The sequence below is a fragment of the uncultured Marinobacter sp. genome (assembly GCF_913055835.1).
Classification (GTDB): Bacteria; Pseudomonadota; Gammaproteobacteria; order Pseudomonadales; family Oleiphilaceae; genus Marinobacter.
The window spans coordinates 1-21,194 of sequence record NZ_CAJXKQ010000023.1 but is presented as its reverse complement, the minus strand read 5'-3'; the positions used below and the strand labels follow the sequence as shown (position 1 = coordinate 21,194).

Below are 21,194 nucleotides of genomic sequence, written 5' to 3'. Positions count from 1 at the left end.
GCAGTTTTCTATGGCAACAACCCCGAAACCCTCTTCCGAACGTGGCATTGGCACCGTTGCAATACGGTGGCACGGCAGCAGTCTTGAACTGCTGGACCAGCGCCTGTTGCCTGGAGAGGAGCACTGGATAACGCTGGAAGGAGCGGCCGGTGTATCGCAGAGTATCCGGGATATGGTGGTCCGGGGCGCGCCGGCAATCGGTATCAGTGCAGCCTACGGGGTAGCCCTGGCAGCCAGGCATGCCGGTGGTGGCGACTGGAAGGCGGAAATCAAGCAGGCCATCCGTGAGCTGGCGGCTTCACGGCCGACGGCTGTGAACCTCTTCTGGGCGTTGCAGCGCATGGAACGGGTGTTTCACGCCTGTCACTCCCTGGATGAGGCGGTAAAGCGTCTGGCCCGAGAGGCCGAGGCCATACACGAGGAAGACCTGGCGGCCAATTTTGCCATGGCGGAGCAGGCTCTGGAGTACATCGGGACCAAAGAAGCCATATCGGTGCTGACGCATTGCAACACGGGTGCATTGGCCACCGGGGGGTATGGCACAGCCCTCGGTGTGGTTCGCCGGTTAAATGAAAAAAAACTGCTGAAAGAAGTGTATGCGGATGAAACCCGCCCGTGGCTTCAGGGGGGCCGGCTGACGGCTTGGGAGCTGTCCCGGGACGGCATTCCCGTGACACTGAATGCCGATGGTGCCGCTGCTGCAATCATGGCCCGAAAAGACGTACGCTGGGTAATTGTCGGTGCAGACCGCATCACGGCTAATGGCGATGTGGTCAACAAGATCGGCACGTACAGCTTGGCGGTCCTGGCCCGTCACCATAGGGTGGGCTTTATGGTGGTGGCGCCGTCAAGCACCGTGGATATGGCCATGGCGTCAGGAGCGGATGTTCCCATTGAGGAACGTGACGGCATTGAGGTGCGGGAGATTCGCGGCATCGGGCTGGCGCCGGAGGGAGTCAGCGTATTCAATCCGGTCTTCGACGTGACACCGGCCAGTCTGATTGATGCCATCGTTACCGAAAAGGGAGTAGTGCATAACCCGAATATGACCGGTATGCGGGCGTTATTTGGTTGATCGCGTGGGTTGCTGCGGCCGTTTCTTTCCGGCCGCCGGCTTCTTCGATGAGGTTTCTACTTCCGGGTGCTTTTCTTCGTAGGCGGCCCGAAGCTCCGCTACCTGTTGTTCCTGCTCCTCAATAAAGTGCAGCGACATTTCAAAACTCTGGCGGGTGAACTCCAGCACTTTCTGGAAGCCTTCGTCCGAGAGTGAGCGAGCGTCGTCATGCCGGCGGAAGATGTTTATGAACTCCCGCTCTCGCTCGAATTGCAGAGGTAGCCTCGCCACGCCCCAGTCGTTCAGAATCTGCCAGACTTCCGGGTTGTAGTTGCGCGTGGTGCGCATAATGAACGGAATGGGGTCGTTCCTGGCAATGAGGGCGGCGAGCCGCAGAATCAGTTCGAAGGAAAGCGTGGACGTGCCGTTCTCAATGGCTTCCAGAACCGACTTGTCCCGCAGATTCAGGGCCTCGCTCATTTCGGACAGTGTGAGCCCGGCCACCTCCCGTATATCCCTGAGAGATTGGCCTGCGGTGAGCATCGCTCGCAACTGGTCCTGGGAATTGATCAGTGCCCGACCAACCCGGAGCGACGTATCGGTGGCTTTGACTCCGAACCGGAGCGCCGAACCTGTGAGGCTTGCCAGGCGGTCGATCAGGCCCTCGGGCGTGCGTTCTTGCGTCGCCGGCTGTTCCAGCTCTTCCACTTGTTCCAGCGAGCGCATGGCATGCAGGGCATCCAAAAGCATGTCCTGAAGCATTCGCGCTTTCTGGCGGCTATCCTGCCCGCTGGTGTCCTTTTCAGTCATGGGCCTGGAGGTGTCCGGTTATCGGCTTACGGCCGAAGCCGGAGCCTGAGCCGCGAACTGTTGCGGGTCCAGAATGGACGCCATGCGGTTATCCAGGTCCAGCATGTCCGCCATGATATGGCCACCTTCACGGATCACGAAATCCAGTTCTTCGTCGGTGGAATCCAGATCGGCCGCTTGCTGGTCCTGCCAGTCTTCCAGGTCTTCCAGGGAATCAAAAGGTGGCTGTCCTTTCAGTTCACGCCTGGCGTTGGCGATCGTCAGCCGCGTGCGTTCAATCTGTTCGTGCTCGGCGCGACGTTCTTCCAGATTAAGGCTGACACTGTCGGTGGCACGCTGTTTGGTCAGGAAGTCGATTTCCTGCTGCAACAAACTGAATTCGGGATTGGTTGAGAATCGCTCTTCGTGCCGCTTGCGAAGCTCATCAATGATTCCGCTGAAATCAAAATACCGGGTGTGCGGTACGGCCTCGATCTGGTCCCAGGGCAGGGCGTGATCCAGAGCGTCTTCACCTATGCGCGTCTTGTCGATACGGGAGGGAATCTCGATGTCCGGAATCACCCCTTTGTGCTGGGTGGAGCCGCCTGATACCCGGTAGAACTTTGACTGGGTGATCTTGAGTTGGCCATGGTTCAGCGGACGCACCGCCTGAACGGTCCCTTTACCGAAGGTCTGGGAACCGACAACCAGTCCCCGGCCATAGTCCTGGATGGCGCCAGCGAAAATTTCGGATGCTGACGCGCTCATGCGGTTGGTGAGTACTACCAGCGGTCCGTCATAGGCGACCGAAGGATCCTCGTCGTTCAGTACCTGCACATCGTTGTTGGCGTTGCGAATCTGAACGGTGGGGCCTTTGTCGATGAACAGGCCGACCAGATCGTTGGCCTCGTGCAGGGCACCACCACCATTGTTGCGCAAATCCATCACCAGTCCATCGACGCCCTCGGCTTCAAGTTCCGCGATCAGATTACGAACATCCCGGGTGGTGCTCTTGTAATTCGGGTCACCCGCCTGCATGGCCTGAAAATCGGCATAGAAAGTGGGGATGGTAATCACGCCAATCGTATATTCTTTGCCGCCGCGCTCGAGGCGGATGGTGTCCTTGCTGGCACTCTGCTCTTCCAGCTTTACCTCATCCCGTTTGATCGCGATAGTTTCGGTAATGGTCTCATCAGACGCATTGGCCGGAATCACCTCCAGGGTGACCGTGGAGTTACGCGGTCCACGGATAAGGTCGACAACTTCGTCCAGGCGCCAACCTATGACATTCACAGGTTTTTCGCCCTCCTGTGCGACCGAGACAATCCGATCTGCCGGTTCAAGCTGACCCTGTTTGGACGCCGGGCCGCCGGGTACCAGTCTTACCACCTTGGTATATTCGTTGTCGGACTGCAGGACAGCACCAATGCCTTCCAGAGAAAGGCTCATGTTGATGTTGAAGTTTTCGGAGGTGCGAGGCGAAAAGTAAGATGTGTGCGGGTCCCACATACCGGTAAACGCGTTCATGTAGGCCTGGAAGGCATCTTCACTGCGGGCCTGGTAGGCGCGTTTAAGCTGGCCTTCGTAACGCCGGCGGAGAGTTTCAATGATCGCCTCATCATCTGCGCCGTTCAGGCGCTGTGCCAGCACCGCGTTCTTGATGCGCTTTACCCAAAGATCATCCAGAGCCCTGGCGTCCGGTTCCCAGTCAGCTTCCGAGCGGTCGACCAGAATGCTTTCTTTGGCCGAGAAATCCAGCGAATCCAGGCCGTTATCAATGGTTTTGAGAGCAAACTGGAGGCGCTCGATAATCCGTTGCTGGACGAGATTGTAGATATCAAAGCCCGGCTGCAACTGGCCGGTTTTCAGGGCCGAGCCCAACTGGGTACGAATCTTGTCGAATTTTGCAATGTCGTCCTTTGACAGGTAGATCCGCTGGCCGTCCAGATAGTCAAGGTAGGCATCAAACACGTCTCCGGAGAGTTCATCGCTGATTCCGAGGTCCCGAAAATGGGTGAACTGCAGCTGACGGGCGATCAGGATATTGGCCCGCGCCTGATCAATCGTCGGTGCAACTGGCTCATAGACGGCTGGAGTTTCCACTTTGGCGTGAAGCCCCAGTGGCGCAGACAACAGCAATGCCACGGCCATTGCCTTGCACACTCCGGACCGAACAGATCCGGCCGGAGAGCGACGAGCCATAATTCTTTCCGCGATGGTCATAAATGCTTACCTGACGGTATTGGTAGCCACTCGGTTTTTGAGGGAGTGTCTACCCGTGACTGATTAAATTTATTGTAGGCAAGCACTACACCCGATGCCATAGGCAGGGCGTATCGGTTCGTGACAATCTGTCCATGAAGGCGCCAGGTTGGTAACCGGATGGTCATCCGCTGCGCTGGTTGGACAGGCAAGAGGTGGGTGCCGGGAGGGAGCGCATCCCTCCCGGCAATGAGTCGGCAGAGCCCGGTCAGGCAAACGGTGTGTTCGTTTCCGCCTTTTCCTGCAACAATTTCGGGGGCGCAAAGCGTTCGCCGTAGGCTTTGGCGAGTTCGGATGCGCGTTCCGTGAAGGCTCTTACGCCGTACTGATTGATAAACTGGATGGCGCCACCCGTCCAGGGCGCATAGCCAATGCCGAAGATACTGCCAATATTTGCATCCTCCACGGTGCGCAGCACTCCCTCTTCCAGGCAGCGGACGGTTTCAATGGCCTGGATGAACAGAATCCGGTCTTTGAGTTCCTGCAGTTTGACGGTCCTGGCCTTGTCTGCATCCACGAACAGGTTTTCCAGTTCCGGCCAGAGGTGCTTCTTGCCATTGGCGGGATAGTCATAGAAGCCGGCCCCGGCAGCCTTGCCCTTGCGGCCGTGCTCGTTGACCATCGCATCGATGACTGCTTCCGCCGGGTGGGCGTTCCAGCTGCCACCGGAGGCTTCAGTGTCTTTTTTGCTCTGGTCCCGGATGTGCTGCATCAGGGTCATGCTGACCTCGTCGGAGATGGCCAGCGGGCCGACGGGCATGCCGGCAAGCAACCCTGCATTTTCAATGCTAGAGGGGTGGATGCCTTCACCCAGCATACAGATGCCTTCGTTGACAAAGGTGCCGAAAACCCGGGACGTAAAGAAGCCCCGGCTGTCATTCACCACCACCGGGATCTTGCCGATCTGCTGCACGTAGTCGAACGAGCGTGCCAGGGTTTCATCGGAGGTCTTTTCCCCGACGATGATTTCCACCAGTTGCATTTTGTCCACGGGCGAGAAGAAATGCAGACCGATGAAATTCTCGGCCTTGGCCGACGCACCCGCGAGCTGGGTGATGGGGATGGTGGACGTGTTGGAGGCGAAGATGCCGTTTTCGACCAGCTTCGGTTCTGCCTCCCCGGTTACCCTGGCTTTCAGTTCGCTGTCTTCAAAGACGGCTTCGATCACCAGATCACAGCCCTCCAGATCATCCGCGGAATCCGTGGCTTTGATCCGGCCAAGGATCTCTGCCTTCTGCGCTTCGCTCATCCGGCCACGGCTGACCTTCTTGGCCAACAGCTTCTCGGAGTAGCTTTTGCCTTTTTCGGCATTCTCCACGGAGACATCTTTCAGAACCACATCGATACCGCGTGTGGCCGTGGAATAGGCGATACCAGCACCCATCATGCCGGCGCCCAGAACACCTACCTTGCGGAAGGTTTCTTTTTCAACGCCATCTGGCCGGCTGCCGCCCGCCTTGATGGCGTTCAACTGGAACCAGAAGGTACCGGTCATGTTCTTGGCAACCTGGCCAATGACCAGTTCGGCAAAGTAACGGGTTTCGATCAGGCTGCCGTTGTCGAAATCCACCTGGGCGCCTTCAACGGCGGCAGAGAGTATGCGCTCCGGAGCCGGATAACAGCCTTTGGTTTTCTGCTTCAGCATGGCCGGGGCAATGGCCAGTTTCTGGGCCATGGCGGGGTGGTGGGGTGCGCCGCCAGGAAACTTGAAGCCTTTCTGGTCCCACGGCTGCTGACACTTCGGGTTGGCATCAATAAATGCCCGGGCCTTGGTGATCATCTCGTCGGTAGAATCGGCCAGTTCGTCAACAATGCCAGCCTTGAGGGCGGCTTTGGGGTTCACCTTCTTGCCTTCCATCAGGAACGGGAAGGCCGCTTCCAGGCCAATCATTCGAGGCAGTCGCTGAGTGCCGCCACCGCCGGGCAGCAGGCCCAGTGTGACTTCGGGCAGCCCCAGTTGAATGCTGTCGTCGTCAATGGCCACCCGATGATGGCAGGCCAGCGCGATCTCCAGGCCGCCACCAAGCGCAGAGCCGTTAATAGCGGCGACAACGGGTTTGCCGCTGGTCTCCAGGAAGCGCATGTGAGATTTCAGGCCGTTGACCATGTCTTCAAAGGTTCGGGCGTCTTCCCGCGTAACTTTGTACAGCTCTTTCAGGTCGCCGCCGGCAAAAAAGGTCTTCTTGGCGGAAGCAATGATCACGCCGCGGATGTTGTCCAGGTCATCTTTCACTTTTGCGGCGGTTTCCGAGAGGGCGTCCCGGAACGCGGCATTCATGGTGTTGGCGGACTGGCCTGGCATGTCGATGGTGAGGGTCAGGATCTGGTCTGAACCCAGTTCATAGCGGATGGCACTCATAATCGGTTCTCCTTGAAAAGTGGACGGGTTCAGACGCGCTCGATGATGGTGGCAATGCCCATGCCGCCGCCAACGCAGAGGGTGGCCAGGCCGTAGCGCAGTTCGCGCCGCTCCAGCTCATCCAGCAGGGTGCCAAGAATCATGGCGCCGGTGGCACCCAGCGGGTGGCCCATGGCGATGGCGCCGCCGTTCACGTTCACTTTTTCGTCGGGAACCGAGAGTTCCCGCTGGAAGCGCATTACCACGGAGGCGAAGGCTTCGTTCACTTCAAACAGGTCGATCTGGTCAGCGGTCATGCCCGCTTTATCCAGCGCCTTGCGCGCGGCCGGCGCAGGACCGGTGAGCATGATAGTGGGGTCGGTACTGGTCACGGCTGTGGCAATGATTCGGGCACGGGGTGTCAGGCCCATGGCCTTGCCCTTGGCCTCGCTGCCGATCAGCATGGCGGTGGCGCCGTCGACAATGCCGGAGGAGTTGCCGGCGTGATGCACGTGGTTGATCTTTTCCACGTAATGGTATTTTTCCCGGGCAACACCGTCGAAGCCCATTTCGCCCATCATCTGGAAGGAGGGCTTCAGGCCGGCAAGGCTCTCCAGGGAGGTGTTGCCACGTACGTGCTCATCACGATCCAGAATGACCACGCCGTTCTGGTCGGTTACCGGAATGATGGATTTGGCAAAGTAGCCGTTCTGCCAGGCATTGGCCGCCTTCTGCTGAGATTTTACCGCGAAACCATCGACATCTTCGCGGCTGAAACCCTCGAGCGTGGCAATCAGGTCTGCACCGATACCCTGGGGCATGAAACCGGTATGAAGGTTGGTTTCCGGGTCCGTAGCCCAGGCACCGCCATCGGAGCCCATGGGCACCCGGGACATGGCTTCAACGCCACCGGCCACCACCATGTCTTCCCACCCGGAGCGCACTTTCATGGCGGCCAGGTTAACTGCTTCGAGGCCGGAGGCGCAGAAGCGATTGAGAGTTACGCCGGCGACTTTTTCATCCCAGTCGGCCGCCAGGGCCGCTGTTTTAGCGATATCCGCGCCCTGATCGCCCACCGCGGTGACGCAGCCCATCACAATGTCGTCCACCTGGGCGGTGTCCAGACTGTTCCTCTCCTGCAGCGCATGGAGCACCGTGGTCAACAGCGTGATGGGCTTGACGCTGTGAAGTGATCCGTCTTTTTTACCGCGCCCTCTGGGGGTGCGGACCGCATCGAAGATATACGCCTCGGTGGTCATTGCTTGTCCTCTGGTCAAATTGTTCTCGGATTTGATTAACCGATGACACAACCATAGCCGGTTGCAGCTGCGGGGGGTAATGACGCGGGCTGCCAATCGCATTGGCGAAATTGCTCATCAACCATGACAACGAGAGAGGTGGCTTCTATGGTGTTAGAAACCGCAGACGAATTCAGGAGGCGCAAGCCATGTCTCTGCGAGATGCGATCGACAATTTCTACGAACGGCTGGTGGTGGATGCCATTGAGGCAACGCGGGAGGAGTCTGACACAGCGGACTATCTTACCGATGTGATGTGCGTGGCCCTGAACCGGCTGCCCACGCGGTATTATCGTCATTCAATCGATATGATGTTCTATCTGGCCGACGAGGAGCTCAAGGAGATGAAACAGAGGTCCCTGGCCGCTGTGAAAGAGGCCAGGGAGTTCGTCAAAGAGCATCAGCGGGAGTAAACCGCAGGCCGCATCAGGCCGGGTTCAGGTTGGTGAGGGCCTTGTTCAGACGCTCGGCCAGCCCGGTGTCGGCATTTTTGCCAATGCCGCCCAGGCACCAGCTCGCAAGCAGCTTTTCCACATTCTGTATCTGATCGTTGCCGTTGTCCGCAGCCCCCATGCCATCGGCCAGGCGCTGGACCTGGATTTCCATGCGACGCTGCTGATCTGACTCCGGTGATGGGACGCCGCACAGAATCTCTGCCCGGATCACCAGCTCGACCGGATCGCTTGCTTCCGGGGACTCTGCCAGTCCGAACCAGTGTTTCGGCGCTGAATCATCGGTGGTTTCGCCTTTTGTGGCAGCCACCACCAGAGACTGCCACGAGGCCATTTTCGCCTGAAGCTTCAGCGTGGAGAGGATCTGGCTCAACCGCTGCTTTTCCTGTTGAAGCTGTTCTCTGACACCCTTGGACAAGCTTGACGCGTCGATCTCTCCCAGCGTCGTCAGCGCTGACGCAACCGCCTGCTCATCACTGTCGGAGGATACCCCTGAAACCTGCGCGAGACTCGCCTGTGCAGACTCATCGGCGGCCCGGGATGCCTGCTGCTGTTGCGTGCGCTCGGCATCGCGGCGGGCAAAGATCTGGTCGCAGGCCCTGCGGAAGGCCTGCCACATTTTCCGGTCCTCCCGATGACGGGTAATGCCGATGGCTTGCCACTCTCCCTGCAGCGCCTTGGCCTGATTCATGGCCTCCTGGAGCGGTTCGTGGTCAACCAGTGCCTCGGCTTTCTCCACGATCGCCTGTTTCAGTGTTTCGTTTTTCCGGCGTTCCTCATCCAGTGGCGCCTCCAGTCTTTTGAGCAGTTCATCGAAGCGCTTCTGAACGGCACGATTGTCCCGGAACTCCACTGGCCAGGCTTCCTTCCACTCCTGGCGGGCGGTCTGATGAATGCGCTCGGCGGCCTTCCAATCGATCGAGGACCAGTCAGCATTGTTCAGAAAGCTTTCAAGCTGCTCGCAAATGGCGGACCGCTTTTCCAGATTGGCCTGCTTCAGGCCGGACTTTGCAGAAAAGTAGGCTTTGCAGGGTTCATAGGCCTTGTCGGACGCGGCCTTGAAGCGCGACCAGAGAGTCCGGTCTGAAGAGCCGCCCAGGTCGCGCCATTCATTCTGCAGTTCCTTGATCCGCTCTGCCTTTGCTTCAGGATCCATAGGTTGGTCTGCCAGGTATTCCATCTGCTCGCACAGGGCAATCTGCTTCGGTTCGGTCGCAAAGCCCTGCCAGTCCGAGAGCTCTCTCAACTGACCGTTAAGCAGTTGGATCCGGGCCTGAAAGGGTTTGGCGTGTCGCTGGTCCAGATCGCGGAAGTACTGCTGGGCAGTTTTGAACAGCTGTTTTGATTCTTTAAGCTGCTTGGCCTCCAGGGCTTCTTCCAGCTTTTTGAGATCGGCTTCAAGGCGATTTGCCAGGCCCTTCTGCTGTTCCTGATCAACACCGGGCTTGCTCGATGCCCTGGGTTTTCCTGCCAGTTTTCGCAAAGGCTCAACCAGTGCAGGGACAGGGTAACCTTCCGGCCAGTTGATCTCGGCAATAAGGGTTTTTGCCCGGGCGCGCTGCTCGTCCGTGGCATCGCCTTCACCGTCGAGCGCAGCGCCGAGTTCGAGAATGGTTTCTTTGTCCTGGGTAATCCTGCGAACAGCGTTGAGGTAGTTGCGCAGTGCCAGCATCGCGGTCTCGTAGGATTTCTGTTCCTGCTTGTCTACGGCTGTATCCCGTGTTGCTTCCAGCCATCGGTTTTCCTGGGTTTTCTGCAGTGCATCCAGAGACGCTAGTGAGGGCAGTGTCTCTGGCGGTTGCGACTTGAGGTCATCCAGTGTGCGGGTCAGCAGATCGAGGGTTTCCTGGCGTTGGCGCTGCTGCTCGCGCCGGCGCTTTTCATCTTCTGCCGCTGACTGAAGGTCCGTAATGCGCTCCCTGCACTGGTGAACCGCTTCCAGGAACGTTTGCGCCTGTTCCGGTGTGGCGTACTCTTCCACCTCTGTCCATTGCTTCAGCAGGGCATCAAGCCTCGCCTCGTAAAGCTTGGTGTCGTCGCTTCTTGCCTGGTCCTCGGCGTGGCGAATTAGGGTGGCGATGGTCTGACTTATACTGGCCAATCGTGCCTGTTCTTCGCGCCGCTCCTGAAGTGCGAGTTTAACGATCTGGTAGACGCCCTTATCCCGGCCTTTGGCCCGTTTCTGAACTTCCTGAAGGCAGCTTTCATCGGTCAGCTTGCTGGCGGCAGCCTGTCGGATATCGGCTGTGACCCCCTCAATCGCCAGTTTCGCCAGAACATTCTGCGATGGCGAACCCTCAAGGGTTCCCAGCTGTTCTTCTCTTTGACTGGCTCGGGTATCCTCCTGTTCGGCAGGCTCTGGCTGGGTGGCTTTCCGCTGTTTGGGTGTTGCCTCGGTTGTCTTGCGGGATCTGAACAGTTTCTGGATGAACGCGGCCATAAGAGTATCCTTGGGTGTTGAAACCAGTTCACGGTGTCGGGCAAAGTTGGACCGCCACCGGCCATCGGCCTCCGGTTGGGGATGCCGGGTAGTTTGACGGGTCAGTCTGAGGTGCTGACCAGTCGAAAAATTCGCGGCTAGTCTAGCGTTTTGTGTGCGTGTGCGGAAAGGGTCTGTATGGCAAAACAGGAAAATCAGGACGATCAGGATTACCGGGCCCGGGCAACGGCGCTGAGACTGCTGGCCAGGAGGGAGCACAGCCGCCTTGAGTTGAGCCTGAAGCTTCGTCAGCGAAAGGTGTCTGGAGACATTATCGACGCCGTTCTGGATGACTACGAGAAAGAGGGTTGGCTTGACGATGACCGGTTTGCTGACGTCTACGCCCGCCAGAGAATGGACCTTGGCTATGGCCCGCTACGGATTCTTGGTGAACTTCAACAGCGTGGGGTGCACAAGACTCCGGAGTGTGTTGACGAGATGACCGAGGAAGACTGGTGCCAGCGAGCTATCGGCATCCGGGATAAACGGTTTGGGCTGGCGGATCTAAGTGAAGACTGGGACGAAAAAGTGCGTCAGGCGCGCTTTCTGAATCGTCGGGGATATTCCGCCAGTCAGGTGGAAAGGGCACTGGAAGCTCGTGCTGACTAGACCACTTCGGGAAGCCGCTTCAAAGGGTCGGGGGGATCATGCCCAGCTCTGCCGGCAAGCCAGCCCGGAGTTTTTCGTCTGGCTTCAGTCTGTCTGAAAGAACGCCGGCTTTCTGGCTTTCCTCCATCTGCACGATCTGCTCTTCCTGTTCTGGCGCCGGCGTGGCCGGTTCGTTGAGCCGGGCCAGAACATCGTAATAGCGCCGGATATTCTGAACGTAGATCACCGGTTCATGGCCACGGGCATAGCCAAAACGGGTTTTGGTATACCATTCTTTTTGCGCCAGCAGTGGCAGGAACTCCTTCACATCCATCCAGCGGTCAGGGTCTTTTCCAGCGCCCTCTGTCAGGCGGCGGGCATCTTCAAGGTGCCCAAAACCAACATTATAAGAGGCAAGGGCGAACCAGGTGCGATCTGGTTCGGGGATACGTTCCGGGATTTTCTCATGCACGATCCGGAAATACTTGGCGCCACCCTGGATGCTTTCCTCCGCATCCAGCCTGTTGTTGATTCCAATGTGGCTGGCTGTGTTCCGGGTCAGCATCATCAGGCCGCGAACTCCAGTGGGAGACACCGCGTTGGGTCGCCAGTGGGACTCCTGGTAACCGATGGCCGCGAGCAGCCTCCAGTCCATATTGAAGTCCCTGGCGTAGTCGCGAAACAGTGACTCGTATTTGGGGAGACGGTTTTCCACATGATGCATGAAGGTGCGGGCGCCGACATAATTGAGCCGGTCCAGGTGACCGTAGAAGCGCTCGGCGATCTGGGCCAGAGTGCCGTCGGCCTCCAGGGTGTCCAGGAACTGCCGGGCAGCTTTTGCCAGGGATTCATCCTGCGCCGCCGGGAAAAACCAGGCCAGTTCGCCGGGTTCCCCAACCGCAAACGCCTCCTTCACCATCGGGTAGAACACGTGGTTCAGGTCGAGTTCATTGGAGGAAACCATCGCGTAGGGGAATTCGCCGCTTTCAACACGGGACAAAACGCCAGCGGCGTCGAGCCCGGGATGCACTTGCCACTGAAGCTCCGCAGTTTCCCCGCGGGCTTTGGTGAGCCGATGCTCATGGTTGCTGTCGGCCACCACATGAAGGGGTTTTCCGGCCAGGTCTTTCAGTGATTCTGGTCGCTCCACGTCCCGGTTATAAACCAGTATCGATTGCGCAGTAATGCCGGTAGCCACGGTATGATACTGACCGATCGTGTCCGGCTGACTGGAAAGCCCCAGCATGCCCAGGTGGGCATAATTCTTGTCGAGCACCGACAGGATTTCAGTGTTGTCATCGGCGACGCGGATCCGGAGCTTCACGCCCAGCTCGTTGGCAAACAGCTTTGCCAGCTCGTAATCGTAGCCGGTGGGGCCATCCTCCGTTTCCACGTAGATAGAGGGGGCCGTCCTGGTGATCACGTGCAGCACCCCCTCATCCCGGATTTCCTGGAGAGTGCTGGGTTGTGAGCATCCAGTCAGTAGTAGGGCGGTGCCAAGTAAGCGAAGCGTCCTGGCGGATGCGCCTGTAAAAGCAGCAAGAATTCTGGGCAAGTCCCTGATCTCCGTCACGTCTGGATCATCTGGCTGCAGAGCCGCTTCCGGACCTGCACCCCTTTCTATCCTGAGCGTGGAATTCCTTTCCACCTTTTCAATGATCCTTGGTGTCGGATGGCTGGTCAATAAATCTGGTTAATTAATATGCAAAACAATGTCAATTGTACGGTCAGGGATTAACGCTTCAAGCGCTGTATCCTGACCCCGCTTTCGAGTATCATGGCGGCCTTTCAAATTGCACCCAGGCTTCCCCGTTTCGCGCGATACAGGTTGATATCATGCTTGAACTTCGCGGCGCACCCGCGCTTTCGCCATTCCGCTCCCGCAAATTGCATTCACGGATTCAGGATATCGTGCCTGAAGTCGAGCATGTCTACGCAGAGTTCATGCATTTTGTCGACCTGGAGTCGGACCTCTCCGACGCAGAGCAGGCCATACTCGACCGATTGCTGACATACGGCCCCAGCGTGCCGGTTGAAGAGCCAGACGGCGTTCTGTTTCTGGTCGTGCCGCGCCCGGGAACGCTTTCACCCTGGTCCAGCAAGGCCACGGACATCGCCCGTAATTGTGGACTTCGTCAGATTCACCGCATCGAGCGGGGCACCGCCTACTACATTCGTTCGGGGCGCAAGCTTGGTCTGGAACAGCGCGAGAAGATCGCAGCCCTGTTGCATGATCGCATGACCCAGAAAGTCTTCCATGAAATGGGCGGGGCAGAGCTGCTGTTCAGCCACGAGGAACCGCGACTCCTCGGGCGGGTACCCGTTCTGGCAGGTGGCCGGGATGCGCTGGTTGAGGCGAACTCACGCCTGGGTCTGGCGCTGGCTGAGGATGAAATCGACTACCTGGTGAAGTCTTTCACCGATCTTGAGCGGGATCCGACCGACGTCGAGCTCATGATGTTCGCCCAAGCTAACTCAGAGCACTGTCGACACAAGATATTCAACGCCTCCTGGGATATTGACGGTGAGGGCCAGGAAAAATCTCTCTTTGCGATGATCCGCAATACCTTTGAAATGAACAGCGAAGGTGTCCTATCCGCATACAAGGATAACGCCTCGGTGATTCGGGGTAGCCGGGGTGGCCGCTTCTTCCCGGATCCGGAGACTGGGATCTACGGGTATAACGAAGAAGATATTCACATCCTGATGAAGGTGGAGACACACAACCACCCGACGGCAATTGCGCCTGCGGCCGGAGCGGCAACAGGCTCTGGCGGCGAAATTCGCGACGAGGGCGCGACCGGTCGGGGCTCCAAGCCCAAGGCCGGTCTGACCGGTTTCACAGTTTCCAACCTGAACCTGCCGGACGATCCTCAGCCATGGGAAATCAACTATGGCAAACCGGAGCGGATTGCTTCAGCTCTGGACATCATGATCGAGGGCCCGATTGGCGGTGCGGCGTTCAACAACGAATTCGGCCGTCCCAATCTGGCCGGCTATTTCCGCACCTTTGAAGAGAAAGTGCCGGGTGCCGCTGGCGAGGAAGTCCGTGGTTACCACAAGCCGATCATGATTGCAGGTGGGCTCGGCAATATTCGGGAAGAGCACGTGGAGAAAGGCAATATCCCGGTGGGTGCCAAGCTCATCGTCCTGGGCGGGCCTTCCATGCTGATCGGTCTTGGTGGCGGCGCTGCTTCTTCCATGGATTCGGGTTCCAGTAACGAAAACCTGGATTTTGCGTCGGTTCAGCGGGATAACCCGGAGATGGAGCGTCGGTGCCAGGAAGTGATCGACCGTTGCTGGCAGATGGGGGACGAGAACCCCATCGCGTTTATTCACGATGTTGGTGCCGGCGGTCTTTCCAATGCCATGCCGGAACTGGTGAAAGATGGCGGCCGCGGCGGCAAATTCGAGCTTCGCGATATTCCCAGTGACGAGCCGGGCATGTCACCGCTGGAGATCTGGTGTAACGAATCCCAGGAACGGTATGTGATGGCCGTGGCTCCGGAAAATCTGGAGCGGTTCGATGCCCTTTGCCGCCGTGAGCGTTGCCCTTATGCGGTGATTGGTGAAGCGACAGAGGCTCATCATCTTGAGCTGGCTGATTCCTACTTTGATGACAAGCCGGTCGACCTGCCGATGGAAGTACTGTTCGGCAAGCCGCCTCGCATGCACCGGAGCGTCAGTCGCGCGTCCTTCACCAAGCCCATATTCGACTCCACCAAAATCGATCTGGACGACGCGATTCGCCGCGTTCTGCGTCTGCCGTCCGTCGGCTCCAAGAGTTTTCTGATTACTATCGGGGATCGGACCATTACCGGCCTGGTGGCACGGGATCAAATGGTGGGCCCCTGGCAGGTGCCGGTCGCCGATGTGGCTGTCACAGCCACTTCCTTCGATGTCCGTACCGGTGAAGCTATGGCCATGGGCGAGCGCACACCGGTTGCGACGATTGATGCCCCTGCGTCCGGCCGCATGGCCGTGGGTGAAGTTATTACCAATATGGCGGCCGCGCCCATCGGAAAATTGTCCGATATCCGTCTGTCGGCAAACTGGATGGCGGCTGCCGGACATCCGGGCGAGGATGAAAATCTCTACGAAACTGTTCGCGCGGTAGGCATGGAATTGTGCCCAGAGCTCGGTATTACGATCCCGGTCGGCAAGGACTCCATGTCCATGAAAACCATGTGGGAAGAAGACAACGGCGAACAGAAAAGTGTGACTGCACCGCTGTCATTGATTGTCAGTGGCTTTGCGCCGGTAACCGATGTTGCCAGAACCCTGACGCCCCAACTGGTTAACGATGCCGGCGAGACTGATTTGATCCTGGTGGATCTGGCTGCAGGCCAGAACCGCCTGGGTGGGTCTGCTCTGGCCCAGGTTTACCGTCAGGTCGGTGCCGTAGCGCCAGACCTGGACGATCCCGAGGACATCAAGGCTTTCTTCGCGGTCATTCAGGGGCTGAACACAGACGGTAAGCTGTTGGCCTACCATGACCGATCCGACGGTGGTCTGTTCGTCACTTTGGCCGAAATGTGCTTTGCCGGCCGTTGTGGTGTCGATATCAAGCTCGATGGTCTTGCCGAAGATCGAAGCCAGTTTGCCAGGGAGTTGTTCAACGAAGAGTTGGGTGCTGTTATCCAGGTGCGCAGGGAAGACACCGGTTTTGTCCTTCAGCAATTCTCTGCCGCGGGTCTTGGCGACTACATAAGCGTGATTGGTAGCCCGAATGATACCGATAGCCTGCGCCTCACCTTTGAAGGTGGCACAGTGGTTGACGAGTCCCGCGTGGAGCTTCAGCGTCTGTGGGCTGAAACCAGCTACCGCGTTCAGTCGCTCCGTGATAACGCCGATTGCGCCCGTGAAGAATTCGATAACCTCCTTGATGCGGAAGATCCCGGTCTTCACGCCGAGCTTTCATACGACATCAACGAAGATGTAGCCGCCCCCTATATCAACAAGGGAGCCCGTCCTAAGGTTGCAGTTCTGCGAGAGCAGGGTGTAAATGGCCAGGTTGAAATGGCGGCAGCGTTCGATCGCGCCGGGTTTGATTCTGTAGACGTGCACATGAGCGATCTGCTCTCTGGTCGGGTTACGCTGGATGGATTTAATAGTCTGGTTGCCTGTGGCGGTTTCTCCTACGGTGATGTTTTGGGCGCCGGTGAAGGGTGGGCCAAGTCAATCCTGTTCAGTGATCGGGTCAGGGACCAGTTTGCGGCATTCTTCAATCGCCAGGATACATTGGCGCTGGGAGTGTGCAATGGCTGTCAGATGCTCTCCAACCTGCACGAGCTGATTCCAGGCAGCGAAGGCTGGCCTCGTTTCGTACGCAACCAGTCCGAGCAGTTTGAAGCACGGCTGGTTATGGTTGAAGTGATGCCATCGCCATCTGCGTTCATGGACGGCATGGCCGGATCTCGCATGCCCATTGCGGTTGCCCATGGCGAGGGAAGGGTTGAATTTGCCAGCGGCACATCGGCAGACGCGCTCTCCGAGAACGAGCTTGTGGCGTTGCGCTACGTGGATAATCGGGGGCAGGCAACGGTTCGTTATCCCTATAACCCGAATGGTTCGGAAGCCGGAATTACCGGGGTAACCACCCGTGACGGCCGGGTTACCATCATGATGCCGCATCCGGAGAGGGTGTTCCGGGCTGTTCAGCATTCCTGGCGTCCGTCAGAATGGCAAGAAGACGGTTCCTGGATTCGTATGTTCCGGAATGCGAGACGCTGGTTCGGTTAATTTCCCGCGCCAGGAAAGAGCCGGTTTTGGATACGCTCAACAGGAGCGTTTTCTCCAAAGCCGGCTTTTTTATTGGCTGCCCCGTTTCTGGGCGTTTTTCAAGGGAAAAGTTCGGAGAAAATGGCAAAAATTCCCTTGACTCAGTATTTTTATGCACATTGCTGGTGCCTTCTTGTTTGTTCTGTGAACAAAGACCGGGAAATCGGTTCAACTTTTGCGCAAAAGTTATAAGCTATTGAAAAATTTAGAATAAATGAATCAGGTGATTTTGTCGCCAATTTAACGGAAGTGCAGTGATTACGGGGTTTGGGGGCGTGTTCCCAAAAACTTTCCCCAGAGTTATCCACAGATTCTGTGGGTAAGTGTCTAAGCTATTAATCTGTACAAAAAATATCCGATCCCAGGGAGGATTTTCGATGTACAAGATGTGTTATTTCGTTCCGGAAACCCATGTTGAGCAAACCAAGCAGGCATTGTTCGATGCCGGGGCTGGCCGTATTGGTGATTACGATTGTTGTGCCTGGCAGAGTCTGGGAAAGGGGCAGTTTCGTCCACTTGAGGGAAGCGACCCGTTTCTCGGAAAAGCCGGTGAAATCGAAGCAGTGGATGAGTATAAGGTTGAGCTGGTTTGTGCAGACGAGCTGATACAGGATGCCCTCGCAGCCCTCAAACGGGCCCATCCCTATGAAGAGCCCGCTTACGAAGTCTATCGAATGGAGGAGCTGTAGTCGGCGGCCTTATTTGCGGTCTTTCGACATGGGGTGGCGGATGTCGCTCACATGGACACCGAAGGATTCGCGCCGGTAGTCGGCGAGGAATAGCTCCAGGGTACGCTTAACGGTTGGAAAGGAGATTTCTTCCCAGGGGATTTCGTCCAGCCCGAACAGCCTGGACTCCAGAGACTCCTCACCAGCCCCGAATTGACCGTCTTTCAGGGTGGCCCGATAGAACATGTGAACCTGGTTGATGTGCGGAACGTCGATGATTGAGTAGAGACCCTCAATATTCACCTCAGCGAGGGCTTCTTCCATAGTTTCCCGCTCAGCGGCCTCAATGGTGGTTTCTGCGTTCTCCATGAATCCGGCGGGCAGCGTCCAATAGCCGTAGCGCGGTTCGATCGCTCTCCGGCACAGCAGTATCTGGCCCTCCCATACGGGAACGGTGCCGGCGACAATGCGAGGGTTCTGGTAATGTATGGTATCGCAGCTGACACAGACATAGCGGTGACGGTTATCGCCTTCGGGGATGCGTTGTTCAACCGGCTGGCCGCATGTGCTGCAGTACTTCATGATTTTCCCCGTATACTGAAATTGGTTTGGTAGTCAGTTTAACGATCCCGGCTGCCTCTGTCTCATCCAACCTCCGGATGTAACGTGGAGACGAACATTGCGTGATTTACTTGCCGAGCGCCTCGCCGGCTATGCGCCGCGGCAGCTGGCGCTGGATTATCCCGAGGCCGGGATTCTGGTTCCGATAACCGATGATCACCGCAACCCTGAAATGATTTTTACGCTCAGATCTGAGAATCTGAGCACTCATCGCGGGCAGGTAGCTTATCCTGGCGGGAAACGTGATCCTGAGGATCCGTCCCTGGCAGCAACTGCGCTGCGTGAAACCCACGAGGAGATTGGACTACCTCCAGACCAGGTGCAGATTGTTGCACCTCTCAGCCAGGTGATGTCCCGTTATGGGATCCTGGTTACTCCGTACGTGGGCGTGATCCCCGGAGATCATCCTCTGGAGCCGAACCCTCACGAAATCGAAAGTGTATTTCGTGTGCCTCTCTCTTTTTTCCTTGAGGATCGGCGCGAGCGCACAGACGCTCTGAATTTCCTGAATCATACGTTCTATGTGCCCTGCTATCGGTGGGAGCGCTACGAAATCTGGGGGCTGTCGGCAGTGGTTCTGGTTGATTTTCTGAACGCTGTGTACGATGCCGGAATTGACTTGCTTGAACCGCCTGAAGGAGGTTGAGATGTTTTACCAGTTGAACGACCGAACGCCGGAGTTGGAAGGTGAGGGGCACTTTGTAGCCGGGAATGCGTCGGTGATTGGCCGGGTCCGGCTGATGGATAAGGCCAGCGTCTGGTTCAACGCGGTGATCCGTGGCGACAACGAGTTGATCACGATAGGGCCGGAAACGAATATCCAGGACGGTTCCGTTCTGCACACCGACCCGGGTATGCCGCTTACGCTTGGAAGGGGCGTAACGGTTGGCCACAAGGTTATGCTTCACGGCTGCGAGATCGGAGACTATTCATTGATTGGCATCAACGCGGTTGTGCTTAATGGAGCGAAGATCGGCAAGCATTGCCTGATTGGCGCCAATGCCCTGATTCCAGAGGGAATGGAAGTACCGGACGGTTCCATGGTTGTCGGGTCTCCTGGCAAGATCAAACGGGAACTCAACGATAACCAGAAGAAGATGCTGGAAATGAGTGCGCAGCATTACGTACAGAATGCTGGTCGCTATGCCGAAGAGCTCAAGCCCTGCGAGCCGAAAAAATGAGTGTCGCTGACAAAGTTCGCTCGCCCTGCGTGAGCATCTGTGCGCTTGATGAAAATGACATCTGTGTGGGCTGCCATCGGAGTGGTGATGAGATCACTTTCTGGAGCAGGATGGATGACGACGAGCGGCGCGAGGTGCTCCGGAAAGTGGCGGAGCGCGAAAAAGGTTCCTTGGTTCACGGCTAACATAGGTGTTGGTAAATCATGACTGACTCAGTTCGAATTGGTACTCCTCTCAAAGGTAACGCTTTCAGGGTTTTGTTCTGTGGATCCGGTGAGCTTGGTAAGGAAGTTGTCATTGAGCTTCAACGCTATGGCGTTGAGGTGATCGCCGTGGACCGTTATGCCGATGCACCGGCCATGCAGGTGGCTCATCGGAGCCATGTCATCGATATGCTGGATGGCGTCAGTCTGCGCCGCGTCATCGAGCAGGAAAAACCGAACCTGATTGTTCCTGAGATTGAAGCCATAGCAACGCCGGAGTTGGTCAAGTTGGAAGAAGAGGGGTATCACGTTATTCCAACGGCGAGGGCGGTAAACCTGACAATGAACCGTGAGGGGATTCGTCGACTTGTGGCAGAAGAGCTTGGATTGCCTACCTCACCCTATCGCTTTGCAGGTTCCCGGGAGGAATACCTTGCTGCCGTTCAGGAAATCGGCCTACCGCTGGTCGTTAAGCCGGTTATGAGTTCCTCGGGCAAAGGGCAAAGTACGGTTAAGACCGAGGATGACATTGAAGCCGCGTGGGAATATGCGCAGTCTGGCGGGCGCGCTGGCAAGGGAAGGGTGATCGTCGAGGGTTTCGTGGACTTCGATTACGAGATAACGCTGCTGACCGTAAAGCACCGGGATGGAGTTTCGTTTTGTGAGCCCATAGGACATCGGCAGGAAGACGGAGACTACCGTGAGTCCTGGCAGCCCCAGCCGATGGCGCCGCTGGCCTATGAGCGTTCGGCCGAGGTTGCCCGTGCTGTGGTGGAAAATCTTGGTGGGTATGGCATTTATGGTGTCGAGCTCTTCGTCAAAGAAGACAACGTTTGGTTCTCTGAGGTATCGCCACGCCCTCATGATACCGGGCTGGTAACTCTCGTTTCTCAGGACCTCTCCGAGTTTGCGCTCCATGCGCGGGCGATTCTGGGTCTGCCTATTCCCTCGATACGTCAGACCGGCCCGTCAGCTTCGGCGGTGATTCTTCCTGAAGGAGATTCAGCAGAGGTTTCTTATGCTGGGCTTGAAGCGGCGCTTTCGGAGTCGGACACCCAGTTACGTCTTTTCGGAAAGCCAGAATTAAAGGGGCGACGTCGAATGGGTGTGGCACTGGCAAAAGGTGCTTCCCTGGAGGACGCGCGAAAGAAGGCGCGCAGCGCTGCACAATCGGTCATCGTCGAAACGTGAATTATTTTCCGATTCCGGTGTCATAAAGAGAAGTTTTGAGCTTTCTTGAAAAAATTCAAAACCAACCGTTGACACCTTCTGAGAGGTCTGTAGAATGCGCATCTCTTTCGAGGGACAAGCCACTTACGGCGGTCTCCCGAAGCGATGCAACTGTTTGAAAGTACTGAAGAAAACGAGTTTCAAGATTCTTCAAATAAACGGTTGACAAGGCAGCGGAACGATGTAGAATACGCGGCCTTGATTGAGCAACAGCTCAAACGCTCTTTAAAAAGTTAACCAAGTAATTCGT

At 57.2% G+C, this 21,194-nt stretch carries 16 protein-coding genes; 9 read left to right on the top strand and 7 right to left on the bottom strand.

Annotated elements, in window-relative coordinates:
* The first annotated feature begins 10 nt into the window (after positions 1-10).
* Positions 11-1,075, top strand: coding sequence for an S-methyl-5-thioribose-1-phosphate isomerase (mtnA, locus tag QZ534_RS12875; RefSeq protein WP_296934899.1), 1,065 nt, complete (start codon positions 11-13; stop codon positions 1,073-1,075).
* On the opposite strand, the gene QZ534_RS12870 is transcribed toward mtnA, so the two are convergent.
* The 4 genes from QZ534_RS12870 to QZ534_RS12855 form a co-directional block, all read right to left on the bottom strand.
* Positions 1,064-1,864, bottom strand: a complete 801-nt coding sequence (locus tag QZ534_RS12870) for a helix-turn-helix transcriptional regulator (RefSeq protein ID WP_296934897.1) — start codon at positions 1,862-1,864, stop codon at positions 1,064-1,066. The two genes, mtnA and QZ534_RS12870, sit on opposite strands and share 12 nt — an antisense overlap.
* A gap of 18 nt (positions 1,865-1,882) precedes the next feature.
* Complete coding sequence (locus QZ534_RS12865) at positions 1,883-4,066, bottom strand: carboxy terminal-processing peptidase (protein ID WP_296934895.1); 2,184 nt, start codon at positions 4,064-4,066, stop codon at positions 1,883-1,885.
* 247 nt (positions 4,067-4,313) lie between these two features.
* A complete protein-coding gene (locus QZ534_RS12860; protein ID WP_296934891.1) occupies positions 4,314-6,464 on the bottom strand; it encodes a 3-hydroxyacyl-CoA dehydrogenase NAD-binding domain-containing protein in 2,151 nt (716 codons plus the stop codon).
* 29 nt (positions 6,465-6,493) lie between these two features.
* The gene (locus tag QZ534_RS12855) at positions 6,494-7,702 is read right to left on the bottom strand and encodes an acetyl-CoA C-acetyltransferase (RefSeq protein WP_296934875.1); all 1,209 of its coding nucleotides are present in this window, start codon (positions 7,700-7,702) and stop codon (positions 6,494-6,496) included.
* Positions 7,703-7,890: 188 nt separating this feature from the next.
* Here QZ534_RS12855 and QZ534_RS12850 point away from each other — a divergent pair, with 188 nt between their 5' ends.
* On the top strand, positions 7,891-8,154 hold the full coding sequence (locus QZ534_RS12850; protein WP_296934872.1) for a late competence development ComFB family protein: 264 nt from the start codon (positions 7,891-7,893) through the stop codon (positions 8,152-8,154).
* Positions 8,155-8,167: 13 nt separating this feature from the next.
* On the opposite strand, the gene QZ534_RS12845 is transcribed toward QZ534_RS12850, so the two are convergent.
* Positions 8,168-10,633 (bottom strand): DUF349 domain-containing protein, encoded by a 2,466-nt coding sequence (locus QZ534_RS12845; protein ID WP_296934868.1) that lies wholly within the window; start codon positions 10,631-10,633, stop codon positions 8,168-8,170.
* 177 nt (positions 10,634-10,810) lie between these two features.
* On the opposite strand from QZ534_RS12845, the gene QZ534_RS12840 reads away from it, so the two are divergent.
* Positions 10,811-11,281: a regulatory protein RecX gene (locus QZ534_RS12840; protein WP_296934864.1), complete on the top strand. Its 471-nt coding sequence runs from the start codon at positions 10,811-10,813 to the stop codon at positions 11,279-11,281.
* 19 nt (positions 11,282-11,300) lie between these two features.
* On the opposite strand, the gene mltF is transcribed toward QZ534_RS12840, so the two are convergent.
* Entirely contained in the window at positions 11,301-12,815 is a 1,515-nt protein-coding gene (gene mltF / locus QZ534_RS12835) for a membrane-bound lytic murein transglycosylase MltF (protein WP_296934863.1), read from the bottom strand.
* A gap of 281 nt (positions 12,816-13,096) precedes the next feature.
* Here mltF and purL point away from each other — a divergent pair, with 281 nt between their 5' ends.
* Together purL and QZ534_RS12825 are read left to right on the top strand one after the other, a co-directional pair.
* A complete protein-coding gene (purL, locus tag QZ534_RS12830) occupies positions 13,097-17,002 on the top strand; it encodes a phosphoribosylformylglycinamidine synthase (RefSeq protein ID WP_296934862.1) in 3,906 nt (1,301 codons plus the stop codon).
* Between the two features lie 416 nt (positions 17,003-17,418).
* Entirely contained in the window at positions 17,419-17,730 is a 312-nt protein-coding gene (locus tag QZ534_RS12825; RefSeq protein WP_296934861.1) for a YqfO family protein, read from the top strand.
* Between the two features lie 9 nt (positions 17,731-17,739).
* On the opposite strand, the gene QZ534_RS12820 is transcribed toward QZ534_RS12825, so the two are convergent.
* Positions 17,740-18,291 (bottom strand): NUDIX hydrolase, encoded by a 552-nt coding sequence (locus tag QZ534_RS12820; protein ID WP_296934860.1) that lies wholly within the window; start codon positions 18,289-18,291, stop codon positions 17,740-17,742.
* A 97-nt stretch (positions 18,292-18,388) separates the two neighbouring features.
* Between QZ534_RS12820 and QZ534_RS12815 the strand changes: the two genes are divergently transcribed.
* From QZ534_RS12815 to purT, 4 genes are read left to right on the top strand one after another with little or no spacing between them, the layout of a single operon-like run.
* Entirely contained in the window at positions 18,389-18,976 is a 588-nt protein-coding gene (locus tag QZ534_RS12815; protein WP_296934859.1) for a CoA pyrophosphatase, read from the top strand.
* Between the two features lies 1 nt (position 18,977).
* Positions 18,978-19,511, top strand: coding sequence for a gamma carbonic anhydrase family protein (locus QZ534_RS12810; RefSeq protein WP_296934858.1), 534 nt, complete (start codon positions 18,978-18,980; stop codon positions 19,509-19,511).
* Complete coding sequence (locus QZ534_RS12805) at positions 19,508-19,696, top strand: DUF1289 domain-containing protein (RefSeq protein WP_296934857.1); 189 nt, start codon at positions 19,508-19,510, stop codon at positions 19,694-19,696. Before QZ534_RS12810 ends, QZ534_RS12805 begins: the two co-directional genes overlap by 4 nt.
* Positions 19,697-19,714: 18 nt before the next feature.
* On the top strand, positions 19,715-20,905 hold the full coding sequence (purT, locus tag QZ534_RS12800; protein ID WP_296934856.1) for a formate-dependent phosphoribosylglycinamide formyltransferase: 1,191 nt from the start codon (positions 19,715-19,717) through the stop codon (positions 20,903-20,905).
* Positions 20,906-21,194: the final 289 nt, after the last annotated feature.